This window comes from Ancylobacter polymorphus (assembly GCF_022836935.1).
GTDB lineage: Bacteria > Pseudomonadota > Alphaproteobacteria > Rhizobiales > Xanthobacteraceae > Ancylobacter > Ancylobacter polymorphus_A.
Genome location: NZ_CP083239.1, coordinates 2083618 through 2098046, shown reverse-complemented (window position 1 = coordinate 2098046; position 14429 = coordinate 2083618). Strand labels below are relative to the sequence as shown.

The window sequence follows — 14429 nt, the reverse complement described above, 5'->3', positions numbered from 1 at the left end:
CTCACCCCACCCTCTCCCCGACGGGGAGAGGGCTCGCATGCCGCCGCGGGTTTTCCGCGCCGCGTCCGTTGGCGGCTGCTCTTCACCTCTCCCCGTCGGGGAGAGGTCGGCCCGCTGGGCCGGGTGAGGGGCTGCGCCACCCCCGCGAGGCCCGGCCATGACGGACCTCGCGCTTCTCCTCTCCCTCACCGTCCTCGCCATGGTGGCCATCGCCGGCGCCCTCGCCGTCCGCCGCGCGCGGGCGTGGCGCATCGGCCGGGCGGCGAAAGTGGACTGGGTGGCGGGCCTGCTCGCCCTGCCGAAACGCTACCTCGTCGATGTCCACCATGTGGTGGGGCGCGACCCCTATGCCGCGCGCATGCACGCGCTGGCCGCCGGCGGGCTGCTGGCCGGCTCAGGCCTCGCGCTCCTCGGCCTCATCCCGGCGCTGGGCGATAACAGGCTGTTCTGGTGGCTCACCGCGCTCGCCTTCGCCGCCGCCTTCACCGGGGGAGCGATGGTCGGGCGGCGGCGCTACCCGACAAAGCCGGCGCGGCTTTCCGGCGGGCGGTTCCAGCTGCTGCCCTTCCTGCTCGCCGCCTATAGCGGCGGCGGCTTCCTCGTCGCGCTCGATGCCTCGCTCGGCGGGGCGCTGCGCCCGCTCGGCCTGCTCGGCCTCGCCTTCGCGGCACTGGGTGGCATCGGCCTCGCGCTGCAGATCGACCGCGGCCCGATGCGCCACGCCTTTGCCGGCGCCGCCCATCTCGTCGCCCATCCCCGCCCCGGGCGTTTCAATGGCGAGCGCGCCACCGCGCTGGCCCCGCTCGATCTCGACGCCCCGCGCCTCGGCGTGGCGATGCCGGAGGATTTCGCCTTCAACCGGCTGATCGGTTTCGACGCCTGCATCCAGTGCGGGCGCTGCGAAATCGCCTGCCCGGCCTTCGCCGCCGGCCAGCCGCTGAACCCCAAACGCCTGATCCAGGACCTCGCCGCCAGCCTCCAGACCGGCGGCACCAACGCCGCTTATGCCGGCAGCCCTTACCCGAACGCCCGCCCGGTCGCCGGCATTGGCGGGCCGGGCCTGCCCATCGTCGGCGAGGCGGCGATGATCCACCCGGACACGCTGTGGTCCTGCACCACCTGCCGCGCCTGCGTCGAGGAATGCCCGATGATGATCGAGCATGTCGACGCCATCGTCGATCTGCGCCGCTTCCAGACACTGGAGCTCGGCGCCCTGCCGGCCAAGGCCGCCGCGCCGCTGATGGAACTGCGCTATGCCGACGAACCCGGCGGGCGCCCGCTCAACGGCCGCACCGATTTCGCCGCCGGCCTCACCCTGCCGCTGATGGCGCAGAAGGGCGAGGCGGAAATCCTGCTCTGGCTCGGCGACGGCGCCTATGATCTGCGCTATGGCCGCACGCTGCGCGCGCTGGTCACCCTGCTGCAGAAGGCCGGCGTCGATTTCGCCGTGCTTGGCGAGGAGGAGCGCGATTGCGGCGACCTCGCCCGCCGGCTGGGCGACGAGGCCGGCTTCCAGCGCCTCGCCCGCGCGAATATCGAAACGCTGGCGCGCTACCGCTTCGCCCGCATTCTCACCGCCGATCCGCACGCGCTGCACGCGCTGCGCAACGAATACCGCGCCTTTGGCGGCGCCTATGAGGTGGTGCACCACACCGCCTTTCTCGACGAACTGGCCGCCACCGGCCGGCTCACGCTCGGCGCGCTGGAGGCGACGCGCGTCACCTATCACGACCCCTGCTATCTCGGCCGCTACAATGGCGAGGTGGACGCCCCGCGCCGCCTGCTCGACCGGCTGGGAATCGCGCGGCTGGAGATGGAGCGTTCCGGCAAGCGCTCCATGTGCTGCGGTGGCGGCGGCGGCGCCCCGGTGGCCGATATCGAAGGCGAACGCCGCATCCCGGACATCCGCATGGGCCAGGCGGCGGCCACCGGCGCCGGCATCGTCGCGGTGGCCTGCCCGCAATGCTCCGCCATGCTGGAAGGCGTCACCGGCGAGCGCCCGGCGGTGCATGACATCGCCGAACTGGTGCTGATGGCGGTGGAGAAGGCCGGCACCGCCCCGGCCCGGTCAGCGCAGACCCACATCGCACAGGTGCCGGCATGAGCCGCCCGCGCAAGGACCCGCGCACGGCGCGCGCCGCCCATCTTGTGCCCGGCGGCGCCCGCCCGCGCTTCGATCTCGCGGCGACGCCTGTTGCCACGGGCCGCCCGCGCCGCGACCCGCGCGCGGAGGAACGCCTTGCCCTCGTGCCCGGCACGCTGCGCCGCCGGCTGGACCGCGCCCAGCGCGCGCCGGCCGTATCCGTCGTGGCGGTCGCCGCCCCGGTGGAGATGGAGGCGGCGCCGCGCCGCGTGGTCATCGCCGAGCCCGCCTTTCTCGTGGCCCTGGTGCCGGACGCGCCCGGCGGGCGGCTTTCCGCCCATGACCGGCAGCTTTTCGGCGCCGCCCGCCTCCTGGCCGATGCCGGTGGCGGGGCGGTGCTGGCGCTGGTCGACGCGTTTAGCGAGGAACTCGGCGCCGCCGGCGCCGACCGCGTGCTGGCGCTGCCCGTTTCCGGCTATGACCCGGAGGCGAAGGCGGGGGCGCTCAACGCCGCGCTCGCCGCGCTCGATCTGCGCCATGTGCTGTTCGCGGAAAGCGCGGAGGGCGGCGACCTCGCCCGGCGCCTCGCCGCTCTGTCGGGCGAGCCCTTCTTCGCCGGGGCGGAAAGCCTCACACCGAAGGCCGTCACCCGTGCCGCGCGCGGCCGGCAGGTGGAACAGCGCCGCGCGCCGGTGCGGCTGATGACGCTGGCCATCGACGCCATCGCCCCGCATGCGGGCAGCCTGCACGAGGCGCGCACCGTTGATTTCGCCTTCCCGGAGACGACGGGCGGCGCCCTTGTCTCCGCTGAGTTCATTCCTGCTGATCCGGCCAAGGTGTCGCTGGCGGAAGCCGATTTCGTCGTCTCCGCCGGCAATGGCGTCAGCGATCTCGCCACCTTCCGCGCTTTGGTGGCGGCGCTTGGCGGCACGCCCGGCGCCAGCCGCATGCTGTGCGATGCCGGGCTGATGCCGCGCGCCGCGCAGGTCGGCGCCTCCGGCACGGTGCTGGAGGCGCGTGGCTATTTCGCCCTCGGCATTGCCGGCGCGCCGCAGCATCTCCAAGGCGTGGCGCGCTGCGAGCATGTGATCGCCGTCAACACCGATCTGCACGCCGCGATGATCGAACGCGCCGGCCTCGCCATCGTCGCGGACGCGCAGAAGGTGATGCCGGCGCTGCTGGCGCTGCTTGAGGCGGAGGGCGCGCCATGAAGATCGCGGTTCTGCTCTCCGCCGGCCGGCACAGGGTTTCCGGCCGCCCGGCCCCGGTGCCGGTGGAACTTCAGGCGCTGCGGCTCGCCGTCGATCTCGGCGGTGCCGTCACCGGCCTGCATGCCGGGCCGGAGATCGGCCCGCTCACCGATGCGCTCGGCCATGGGCTCGGCCGTCTCGTGCATCTGCGCATGCCGGCCGAGGCCGATCCCACTTCCGCGCTCACCGCGGCGCTGGAAGCCGGCGGCTACGACCTCATCCTCGCCGGCCGCAGCGGCCAGGGGGGCGAGGATACCGGCCTCCTCCCCTACACGCTGGCGCGCGCCCTCGGCCGTCCCGTCCTCGCCGATGCCGCCGCGCTGGCACTGGGCACGGAGCCCGGCACGCTCAGTGTCGAGCAGGCGCTGGGACGCGGGGCGCGGCGGCGCCTCGTGGTGCGGCTGCCGGCGCTCGTCACCGTCCACCCGGCCGCGCCGGCCCCGCGGCCCTTCGCCTTTGCCGGCGTGCGACGCGGCCATGTCGAGACGCAGGAGATCGCCGCCCCCGCTTCCTCCCCCACCCCCGCCCCGCACGAGGTGGAAGAACGCCCCTATCGCCCGCGCCCGAAACTCATCGCCAGGGCCGCGGCCGGCGCCTCCGCCGCCGAGCGGCTGAAGGCGGCGACGGTGGCGGCGAGCGGCGGCGGCAAGCTGCTGGTCGACCCGGCGCCGGAAGACGCGGCGCGGGAGATCCTCGCGCATCTGCGCGCGCTCGGCCTCATCGCCGGGCGCTAAAGCCGGGGGCTGTCAGCGGCCTGTCAGCGGCACGCTGGCCTATTTTGCCGGGCAGTGCCGCGCCTTTTCCCATGCATTTGCCACGAAGAGACGCTAACAACCTACCGCTTCCCGGGGGCCCGGCGACGCATGCGCGAGAGGGAACCGATCATGCCAGAAACACGCGAGACCGCCGGCACACGCCCCGCACCTGCCGTAACGGCAGTCGGCCGCACGGCGCGCCGCGCCGGCTGAGCCGCCAAGCCGGGCCGCCAAGGCGTGGCCGCCAGCGCCTTTTCGTGATTTCTCGCTGAGACAGACAGACCGACCATGTCCGATCCGAACGAACCTTCGCGCGCCAGGGCCTCCTTCTTCGCGCGCGCGCCGCTGACGACGGCCATCCTCGCCACCGCTGCGCTTTCGGTCCTGTTCTATCTGTTCCCGCAGATCGACCTTGCCGTCGCCGGGCTGTTCCATGCGCCGGGCAGGAGCTTCCCCGCCGCCCAGATCCCGCTGCTGCAGGATTTCCGCACCTTCGGCTCCAATATCTCGCTGGCGCTGCCGCTGCTGCTGCTCATCGGCGTGGTGCTGAAACTGTCCTTCCCGGCCAAGACGAGCCTGGTGCCGCCGCGCATGGCGCTGTTCTTCATCTCGCTGTATCTGCTCGGCCCCGCCCTGCTGGTGAACGGCATCCTGAAGCCCTATTGGGGCCGCCCCCGGCCGATGAATACGGAACATTTCGGCGGCGCCTGGCCGTTTCAGGGCCCGTGGGTGATCGGGCCCCCGGGCCTCGGCAACCACTCCTTCTCCTCCGGCGAGGGGGCGTTCATCGCCTGCCTGCTGCCGCTGGTGCTGTTCGTCCCGCGCGAATGGCGCTGGCCGGTCGGCACGCTGCTCGGGATGTTCGTCGCGGCGGTCGGGCTCAGCCGCGTCGCCTTTGGCGGGCACTATCTCTCCGACGTGGTGATCTCCATCGGGCTGATGCTGATCCTGGCAGCGGCGCTTCATCACCTCATCTTCGTGCGCTACCGCCACACGCTCTCCGACGCGGCGCTGGAAAATCGGCTGACCGTGCTCGGCTATCGCATGGCCGGGCAGCGCGCCGCGCTGCGCCACTGGCTGCGCCGCACGCTCGCGACCTCCTATCGCAGCGCCCGCAATCTGCGCCGGGCCGAGCGGGCGATCCATCCCGGCGCCGCCGCCCGCGCCGCCGCCATGGACGGGCCGACGGGCAGTGTCGGCGCCCCCACCGGCACCAACACCCCCTGAGCGCCCTTAGCGCTGCGCGCTCTGCCAGTTCGGCGCGACATAGACCGGCGCGTTGGAGGGCGCCAGCAGCGGCTTGCCGAGAATATGGTCCGCCGCCTTTTCCGCCATCATGATGGTCGGCGCGTTCAGGTTCGCATTGGTGATCGAGGGCATGGCGGAGGAATCCACCACCCGCAGCCCCTCCACCCCGATCACCCGCATCTGCGGGTCCAGCACCGCCAGCGGGTCGGCAGGCGATCCCATGCGGCAGGTGCAGGAGGGGTGATAGGCGCTCTCCACCTTCTCGCGCACGAAGGCGTCGATCGCCTCGTCGCTCGTCACATCAGCCCCCGGCTGGATTTCCCGCCCGCGATAGTGCGCGAAGGCCGGCTGCGCGAAGATCTCGCGCGTCAGCCGCACGGCGGCGCGGAACTCGACCCTGTCATCGGGATGGGTGAGGTAGTTGAACCGGATGCGCGGCGCGGCGAAGGGATCGGCCGAGGCGAGCCGCACCCAGCCCCGGCTCTTGGCGCGCATCGGCCCGACATGGGCCTGGTAGCCATGTTCGCTCGCCAGCCCCTGCCCGTCATAGGTCACGGCAAGGGGCAGGAAATGATACTGGATATCCGGCGAGGCGACACCGGGGCGTGAGCGGATGAAGCCGCAGGCCTCGAAATGGTTGGTGGCGCCGAGCCCGTCCTTCTTCAGCAGCCAGCGCGCGCCGATCAGCCCGCGCGGGATCAGCCCCATCTTGGAATAGAGGGTGATCGGCTGGGTACAGGCCTGCTGGAAATAGATTTCCAGATGGTCCTGCAGATTTTCCCCCACGCCCGGCCGGTGCGCCACCATCTCGATGCCGAGGGGGAGCAGTTCATCGGCGCTGCCGATGCCGGAGAGCTTGAGCAGCTGCGGCGAATTGATCGAGCCGCCGGAGAGGATCACCTCGCGCGCCGCCCGCACCTCATGGCTCTGCCCGCCACGCGACCAGCGCACACCGATGGCCCGCCGCCCCTCGAACAGGATGCGCTCCACCCGCGCATGGGTCTCGACCTTGAGATTGGCCCGCTTCATCGCGGGTCTGAGATAGGCATTGGCCGCCGACCAGCGCACGCCGTCCTTGACGGTCATGTCCATGCGGCCGAAGCCTTCCTGTTGGTAGCCGTTCACGTCGTCGCTGGCGGGATAGCCCGCCTGCCGCGCCGCCTCGATGAAGGCGCGGTAAAGCGGGTTTTCCAGCGTGCCGTAGCGCGTGGCGAGCGGGCCGTCGCTGCCGCGATATTCATCCCCGCCCTCGCGCCGGCTTTCCGCCCGGCGGAAATAGGGCAGCACATCGGCATAGGACCAGCCGCGCGCGCCCTCCTCCTGCCAGCGGTCGAAATCCGCCGGCGCACCGCGCATATAGACGAGCCCGTTGATGGAGGAGGAGCCGCCCAGCACCTTGCCGCGCGGGCAGTGCATCCGCCGGCCGTTCAGCCCCGGCTCCGGCTCGGTCTCATACATCCAGTTGTATTTCTTCATGTTCATCGGGATGGAGAGCGCGCTCGGCATCTGGATGAACACGGAACGGTCGGAGCCGCCATATTCCAGCACGAGGACGCGGTTGCTCCCATCCGCGCTCAGCCGGTCGGCCAGCACGCAGCCGGCCGAGCCGGCGCCGATGATCACATAGTCGAACAGTTCATGCGCGGCGGCGGACATCAGTAGGGCGCCTCGACGCGGCCGAGATTGACGTAGACGCTCTTGAGCTGGGTGTAGTGCTCGATCGCCGCCTTGCCGTTCTCCCGCCCGAGGCCGGATTGCTTGGCGCCGCCGAAGGGCAGCTCGATCGGCGTGATGTTGTAGGCGTTGATCCAGCAGGTGCCGGCCTGCAACTGCGCGATCACCCGGTGGCCGCGCGCGAGGTCCTTGGTGAACACGCCGGCGGCGAGGCCGAAATCGGTGTCGTTGGCGCGGGCGATCACCTCGTCCTCATCGCTGAAGGACAGCACCGCCATGACCGGGCCGAAGATTTCCTCGCGCACGATGCTCATCCCGTCCGCGCAGCCATCGAACACGGTGGGAGCAACGAAGCAGCCCTTGGCCAGCGCCCCCGTGGTGACGCGGTGGCCGCCCGCCAGCAGCGCCGCGCCCTCCGCCTTGCCCTTCTCGATATAGGAGAGCACCTTTTCCATGTGCTCGGGCGAGATCAGCGCGCCGACCTGCGTCGCCGGGTCGAGCGGGTCCCCGACCACCATCTTCGCCACCCGCTCCTTCAGCTTTTCGAGGAAGGCGGGGCGCACCTTTTCCTGCACGAAGACGCGGGTGCCGTTGGAGCAGACCTCGCCGGCGGAATAGAAATTCGCCAGCAGCGCGCCGGACACCGCGTCGTCGAGATCGGCGTCGTCGAAGACGATGAGCGGCGATTTCCCGCCGAGTTCCAGCGTCACATATTTCAGCGTGCCGGCGGCATCGACCATCACCTTCTTGCCGGTGCCGACCTCGCCGGTGAGCGAGACCTTGGCGATGGCGGGGTGGCGGGTGAGCAGCCGGCCGGTATCGGCAAAGCCCTGCACCACGCTGAACACGCCCTCCGGCACGCCGGCCTCGACATAGATTTCGGCCAGCTTCAGCGCGGTGAGCGGGGTGAGTTCCGCCGGCTTGAAGATCATCGCATTGCCGCAGGCGAGCGCCGGGGCGGATTTCCAGCAGGCGATCTGTAAGGGATAGTTCCACGCGCCGATGCCGGCGACGATGCCGAGCGGCTCGCGGCGGGTGTACCCGAAGGCGCTGGGGCCGAGATCGAGATGTTCGCCCGACAACGAGGCGGCGAGGCCGGCATAATATTCGAGGCAGTCCGCGCCCGAGAGCACATCGACCACGCTGGTTTCCTGAATCGGCTTGCCGGTATCGAGCGTCTCCAGCCGGGCGAGTTCGTCGTTACGGGCGCGCAGCAGGGCGACCGCCCGCATGAGAATGCGCCCGCGCTCGGCCCCGGTCATCGCCGCCCAGCGCTTCTGCCCGGTGCGCGCGGCCGCGACTGCCGCCTCGATTTCGGCCTCGCCGGCGATCTCGATCTCCGCCAGCACCTCGCCGGTGGCGGGGTTGGAGGTGGTGAAGGTGGCGCCGCCATGCGGGCGGTACTGGCCGCCAATATGGTTGGCGTGCAGCTTGGGACGGCTGGTCATGGTCGCGGGTCCGTTGGTAGGGAGCGCCGGCGCGGCGGCGGCGATCTGGGCATCGACGAAAAGCGAGGCAACCTGCCGGGCGCTGACCGAGTCGGTCTCGCCGGCGGCGGAAAGCGAGGAGCGCAGCCACAGCCCGTCAATCACGGCGGCAATGGTGATGGCGAGACGGCGCACATCCTGCGGCGCCACCAGCGCCCGCAAATCGTGGCGCAGATTGGCCAGCATGCGCGCCTGATAGATGCGCTGCACCCGGCGCAGCCGCTCGGAATGCAGCACCTGCCCCCAGAAGGCGAGCCAGACGCTGGACGTGCGCTGGTCGAATTCCTCCGGCGCCAGATTGGCGTCGATCAGCGCCTGCACCCGCGCGCGCGGCGTCGACGCCGCGCCGAGCCGCTGCGCGGTGGCGCGGTAGAGCCGCAGCGAGAGGTGACGCAGCGTCGCCTCCAGGAGCCCGTCCTTGTCGCCGAAATAATGCGCGACGAGACCGGGCGAGACGCCGGCCCGCCGCGCGATCTGCGCCAGGGTCGAGGCGTTGAAGCCGATCTCGGCGAGCGAATCGATGGTGGCGTCGATCAGCTGTCGGCGGCGCACATCCTCCGGCGCGCGGCGGCGGGTCTCCTCGTCCCCACGCGCCGGACCGGTCCGGCCGGCCGGATCGGCCTCATCGTCCACCTCATCGAACCGCGCGGAAGGCTTCTGCGCCTGCGCATTCGCCCGGGCCACCGGCACCTCCTGATCGACGGAAGGGAACTATTGAATGGCTGTACAATACATGGATCATCCGCGCCGGCAATCCCCGGCGCGGGCGGCACGGAATACCGCCGCCGAGCGCGTCGCAACGCTTCTGTTGCCGTGGCGCAAATCGGCAAACGCCGCGAAAAGCGCCGTAACTTCGTCGTTTCTGGGTAAAAATTGCGCGTGACAAATGGTCCGATCGCGTTTTGAATAGCTGTTCAAAAGAAGCCTCCAGAGGCCGCATCCGGGCGGAGCGGGCCGGGCCCTAAAGGGTACCTAGACACCCCGCCGTCCCCGACTTGTCGATTCCGGCCGTACCGGGCTTGGCGTCAGGCCACGCCGGTTCCATGATCCTGCCAGGATGCCAACGGGAACAACAAAGATGCGCATGCTCAATTTCATGGCCGCCGCCACCCTCGGATTGGCGCTCGGCCTCGCTCCCCAGCCCCGCGACGCCGCCCAGGCCGCGGAGGCCGCAGCCTGCAAGACGGTCCGCTTCGCCGATGTCGGCTGGACCGACATCACCGCCACCACTGCGCTCGCCTCCTCCATCCTGGAAGCGCTCGGCTACACCCCGAAGACGCAGGTTCTCTCGGTGCCGGTGACGTATAAGTCCATGCAGACCAAGGATATCGACGTCTTCCTCGGCAACTGGATGCCGACCATGGAAGCCGATCTGAAGCCCTATCGCGAGGACAAGACGGTCGAGGTGATCGGCGTCAATCTCGAAGGCGCCAAGTACACGCTGGCGGTGCCGACCTATCTCTACGACGAAGGGCTGAAGTCGTTCACCGACATCGCCAAGTTCAAGGACAAGCTCGGCGGCAAGATCTACGGCATCGAGCCGGGCAATGACGGAAACCGCCTGATCCTCGACATGATCAAGGACGACAAATACGGTCTGAAGGGCTTCGATCTCGTCGAATCCAGCGAGCAGGGCATGCTTGCCCAGGTGGAGCGGGCCTCCCGCCGCAAGGAAGCCATCGTCTTCCTCGGCTGGGAACCGCACCCGATGAATGCCAAGTACAAGATGAGCTATCTCTCGGGCGGTGACGACGTGTTCGGCCCGAATTATGGCGGCGCCACCATCTATACCAACACTCGCGCCGGCTATACCAGCGAATGCCCGAATGTCGGCACGCTCATCAAGAACCTGAAATTCTCGCTCGACACCGAAAACGTCGTCATGGGCTACATCCTGCTCGACGGGATGGAGCCCGCCAAGGCGGCGGACAAGTGGCTGAAGGCCAATCCCACGGTGTGGGAGCCCTGGCTGGCCGGCGTCACTACCATCGACGGCAAGCCCGCCATCCCGGCGGTGAAGGCCGCGCTGAAGCTCTGAGCCCAGTGATGCGGCCTGGCGGCCCCTTGCCATGAGGGGCCGCCGCTTACGATCATAAGCGATGACCGTCATCCCGCGCCCCTCGCGGCCGGGCCTTGCTGAATGCTGACCGCAAGCGCCCCTGCCGGCAGGCGGCGCCCGCCCTCACTCACCCCGCCGAGGAGCGCCCATGTATGACTGGCTGACCGAGCACAAGATCCCGCTGGGAATCTGGCTCCGCGACTTCGTCGACCTGCTCACCACGCATGGTCAGGGCTTCTTCGACTTCGTGTCGCTGGTGCTGGGCGCGCTGATCGGCGGCTTCACCGCGGCGCTGCTCTGGGTGCCGCCGCTGCTCCTCATCGCCCTGTTCGGCCTCGCCGCCTGGCTCGTGCACCGCTCCATTGGATTGGTGGTGTTCATCGTCGGCTCGCTGCTGCTGGTGACCAATCTCGGCTACTGGTCGGCGACGATGGAAACGCTCTCGCTGGTCATCTGCGCCACACTGGTCTGCGTCGTCGTCGGCGTACCCATCGGCATCGCCGCCGCGCACCGGCCCTGGCTCTACACCGCCATCCGCCCGGTACTGGACCTGATGCAGACCATCCCAACCTTCGTCTATCTCATTCCGACGCTTGTGCTTTTCGGGCTGGGGGCGGTGCCGGGGCTGATCTCCACCGTCATCTTCTCCATCCCCGCCCCCATCCGCCTCACCCATCTCGGCATTTCCTCGGTGCCGCCCGCGCTCTATGAGGCCGGCAAGGCGTTCGGCGCCACTAAGACCCAGCTCTTGTTCAAGGTGGAACTGCCCTATGCGCTGCCGACCATCATGGCCGGCATCACCCAGTGCATCATGCTGAGCCTGTCCATGGTGGTCATCGCCGCCCTCGTCGGCGCCGACGGTCTGGGCAAACCAGTGGTGCGGGCGCTGAATTCCGTCAACATCGCCATGGGCTTCGAGGCCGGCCTCGCCATCGTCGTCCTCGCCATCGTGCTGGACCGTGTGTGCAAGCGGCCCGAGCGCCGCGCGCGAAAGGGCTGAACCATGGCCGCCGTCGAATTCCGCAACATCGACATCGTCTTCGGCGCCGACCAGAAGAGCGCCCTGAGGCTGATCGACGAGGGTCGCTCGCGCGATGAGATCCTCGCCGCCACCGGCGCCGTGCTCGGCGCGGCCGGTGTCAGCCTTGCCATCGAGCGCGGCGAGATCTGCGTGCTCATGGGCCTGTCCGGCTCCGGCAAATCCACCATCCTGCGCGCCATCAACCGGCTGAACGAGGTGGCGCGCGGCGAGGTGCTCGTCGAGCACAAGGGCGCCGCCATCGATGTCGCACGCTGCGACGAGAACACGCTGCGCGACATCCGCATGCACACCGTCTCCATGGTGTTCCAGCAATTCGGCCTGCTGCCCTGGCGCACGGTGCGCGACAATGTCGGCTTCGGGCTGGAACTGCGCGGCGACATGAGCGCGGCCGAACGCAACCGCATCGTCGACGAAAAGCTCGCCATGGTCGGCCTCACCAACTGGGCCGGGAAGTACACCAACGAACTCTCCGGCGGCATGCAGCAGCGCGTCGGCCTCGCCCGCGCCTTCGCCACCGATGCCGATATCCTGCTGATGGACGAGCCGTTCTCCGCGCTCGACCCGCTGATCCGCGACAAGCTGCAGGATGAGCTGCTGGACCTTCAGCGCCGCATCCAGAAGACCATTGTCTTCGTCAGCCACGACCTCGACGAGGCGCTCAAACTCGGCAACAAGATCGCCATCATGGAGGGCGGGCGCATCGTGCAGGCCGGCACGGCCGAGGATATCCTGCTGCGCCCGGCCAATGCCTATGTCGCTGAATTCGTGAAGCACATGAACCCGCTCAACGTGCTGCGCGGCACGGCGGTGATGCGCCCGGCCGCGAGCCTCGCCCGCGACGGCGACGCCGTGGTGCTCGACCGCGACGGCCATGTGAAGGTCAAGGTCGATGCCGACGGGCGGCCGGTGGCGCTCGATCTCGATGGCCGCACCGGCGTGCTCGCGACCGCCGATGGCGAGGCCGGCCTGATCGACGACAAGCTGGCGCATGACGCCGACTGCATCGTCGCGCCGGTCGATCTCAAGCTGAAAGCCGCCATCGAACTGAAGCGCCACACCGACCTGCCGATCCTGCTGGTGGACAGCCTTGGCCGCCTCGCCGGCCTGTGCGACGACGACGAAATCTATCGCGGCCTGCTGCGACGTCTCGACGGCTGAGCGCTTGGCTTCTTCTATAGCAGAGCGCCATCAGGCCGGGGCCTGACGGCGTTCACTGACTGGGTCGACGTAGGACAGGCACCGTTCAGGCTGCCGCCAGCCCCACCGCTTCCACGATGTCGCTCACCACCGCCTCGACGAGATCGCGATCATCGCCCTCGCCCATCACACGGATCACCGGTTCGGTGCCGGAGGGACGGATCAGCAGCCGCCCATGGCTGTTGAGCTTCAGCTCGGCGGCGGCGATCGCCTTCAGCACGCCGTCATTCTCCAGCGGTCGCCCGCTCTTGTAGCGCACATTGCGCAGGATCTGCGGCAGCGGGTCGAAGCGGTGGCACACTTCCGACACCGGACGTTCACGACGCTGCACCACGGCGAGCACCTGTAGCGCGGCCACCAGCCCATCGCCCGTGGTCGAATAATCCGACAGGATAATGTGGCCGGATTGTTCGCCGCCGACATTAAAGCCATGGCTGCGCATGTGCTCCAGCACATGACGGTCGCCCACGGGGGTGCGGGCGAGGGAGAGACCGCGATCGGCGAGATGACGCTCCAGGCCGAGATTGGACATGACGGTGGCGACGATACCGTCGCGCGACAGCCGGCCATCCTCCTGGAAGCTCTCGGCCACCACGGCCATCAGCTGGTCGCCGTCAACCAGCCGGCCCTTTTCATCGACGATCAGCACGCGGTCGGCGTCGCCATCAAGGGCGATGCCGATATCGGCGCGCACTTCCCGCACCTTGGCCGCCAGCGCCTCGGGCGCGGTCGAGCCGACATCGCGGTTAATGTTGAAACCATCGGGCTCGTCGCCAATGGTGATGACCTCGCAGCCGAGTTCCCACAGCGCCTCCGGGGCCACGCGATAGGCCGCGCCATTGGCGCAGTCGACCACGACCCGCAGCCCGTCAAAGGACTGGTTGCGCGGCAAAGTGCGCTTGGCGAATTCGATATAGCGTGCATGCACGCTCTCGATGCGCTTGGCGCGGCCCATATTGGCGGGTTGGGCCAGCATGCCGCCCATATCGCCGCTGATCAGCGCCTCGATCCGGGTTTCCAGCTCGTCGGAGAGCTTGTAGCCGTCCGGGCCGAACAGCTTGATGCCGTTATCATCATAGGGGTTGTGCGAGGCGGAGATCATGACGCCGAGATCGGCGCGCATGGAATGGGTGAGCATGGCCACCGCCGGCGTCGGCATCGGGCCGAGCAGCAGCACATCCATGCCGACGGCGGTGAAGCCGGCGACCAGCGCATTCTCGATCATGTAACCGGACAGGCGGGTGTCCTTGCCGATGACGACGCGGTGGCGATGATCGCCGCGCTGAAACACCAGACCGGCCGCCATGCCGACCCGCAGCGCGAGTTCCGCGGTGATGATGCCGTTGGCCCGGCCGCGAATCCCGTCGGTGCCGAATAATGTGCGTGCCATGCCCTGCCTCATGCGAATCGACGCCGTCCCGACGCGCCATCGGCGCGTCGGTTCTTACCCTTCTCTACCATTGAGCCTATAGGCAAGGGTTTCACAAAGTGTAAGCGTTCATTGCGGCACCGACCCGGCCGTCAAAGACGCGCTTGACGCCGGCGCGATCAGGATCACGCGATCTTATCTCGCGGGATACTTCACCAGCCTGCTGCACCGCAAAGTCGGCGACAAATAAAAAAGGAAGATCTGC

The 14429-nt window shown here is 69.1% G+C and carries 10 protein-coding genes; 7 read left to right on the top strand and 3 right to left on the bottom strand.

Translation table 11 applies throughout. The features are described 5' to 3' along the window. Positions 1 to 157: 157 nt before the first annotated feature. The 4 genes from K9D25_RS09815 to K9D25_RS09800 all read left to right on the top strand — a co-directional run bounded on the left by K9D25_RS09815 (position 158) and on the right by K9D25_RS09800 (position 5315). Positions 158 to 2104 (top strand): DUF3483 domain-containing protein, encoded by a 1947-nt coding sequence (locus K9D25_RS09815; protein WP_244450654.1) that lies wholly within the window; start codon positions 158 to 160, stop codon positions 2102 to 2104. Next, the gene (locus K9D25_RS09810) at positions 2101 to 3294 is read left to right on the top strand and encodes an electron transfer flavoprotein subunit alpha/FixB family protein (RefSeq protein ID WP_244450653.1); all 1194 of its coding nucleotides are present in this window, start codon (positions 2101 to 2103) and stop codon (positions 3292 to 3294) included. The genes K9D25_RS09815 and K9D25_RS09810 overlap by 4 nt, the downstream gene beginning before the upstream one ends. Continuing rightward, complete coding sequence (locus K9D25_RS09805; protein ID WP_244450652.1) at positions 3291 to 4067, top strand: electron transfer flavoprotein subunit beta; 777 nt, start codon at positions 3291 to 3293, stop codon at positions 4065 to 4067. The genes K9D25_RS09810 and K9D25_RS09805 overlap by 4 nt, the downstream gene beginning before the upstream one ends. Before the next feature lie 309 nt (positions 4068 to 4376). After that, entirely contained in the window at positions 4377 to 5315 is a 939-nt protein-coding gene (locus K9D25_RS09800) for a phosphatase PAP2 family protein (protein WP_244450651.1), read from the top strand. 6 nt (positions 5316 to 5321) lie between these two features. On the opposite strand, the gene betA is transcribed toward K9D25_RS09800, so the two are convergent. Together betA and betB are read right to left on the bottom strand one after the other, a co-directional pair. Continuing rightward, entirely contained in the window at positions 5322 to 6992 is a 1671-nt protein-coding gene (gene betA, locus K9D25_RS09795; protein ID WP_244450650.1) for a choline dehydrogenase, read from the bottom strand. Then, a complete protein-coding gene (gene betB, locus K9D25_RS09790) occupies positions 6992 to 9181 on the bottom strand; it encodes a betaine-aldehyde dehydrogenase (RefSeq protein ID WP_244450649.1) in 2190 nt (729 codons plus the stop codon). Before betB ends, betA begins: the two co-directional genes overlap by 1 nt. A 394-nt stretch (positions 9182 to 9575) precedes the next feature. On the opposite strand from betB, the gene K9D25_RS09785 reads away from it, so the two are divergent. The 3 genes from K9D25_RS09785 to choV all read left to right on the top strand — a co-directional run bounded on the left by K9D25_RS09785 (position 9576) and on the right by choV (position 12756). Next, on the top strand, positions 9576 to 10535 hold the full coding sequence (locus K9D25_RS09785; protein WP_432207924.1) for a choline ABC transporter substrate-binding protein: 960 nt from the start codon (positions 9576 to 9578) through the stop codon (positions 10533 to 10535). Positions 10536 to 10704: 169 nt separating this feature from the next. Further along, positions 10705 to 11556, top strand: coding sequence for a choline ABC transporter permease subunit (gene choW / locus K9D25_RS09780; protein WP_244450648.1), 852 nt, complete (start codon positions 10705 to 10707; stop codon positions 11554 to 11556). A gap of 3 nt (positions 11557 to 11559) precedes the next feature. After that, positions 11560 to 12756: a choline ABC transporter ATP-binding protein gene (gene choV / locus K9D25_RS09775; protein ID WP_244450647.1), complete on the top strand. Its 1197-nt coding sequence runs from the start codon at positions 11560 to 11562 to the stop codon at positions 12754 to 12756. A gap of 85 nt (positions 12757 to 12841) precedes the next feature. Here choV and glmM read toward each other — a convergent pair whose 3' ends face one another. Then, positions 12842 to 14185: a phosphoglucosamine mutase gene (glmM, locus tag K9D25_RS09770; RefSeq protein ID WP_244450646.1), complete on the bottom strand. Its 1344-nt coding sequence runs from the start codon at positions 14183 to 14185 to the stop codon at positions 12842 to 12844. Positions 14186 to 14429 lie beyond the last annotated feature (244 nt).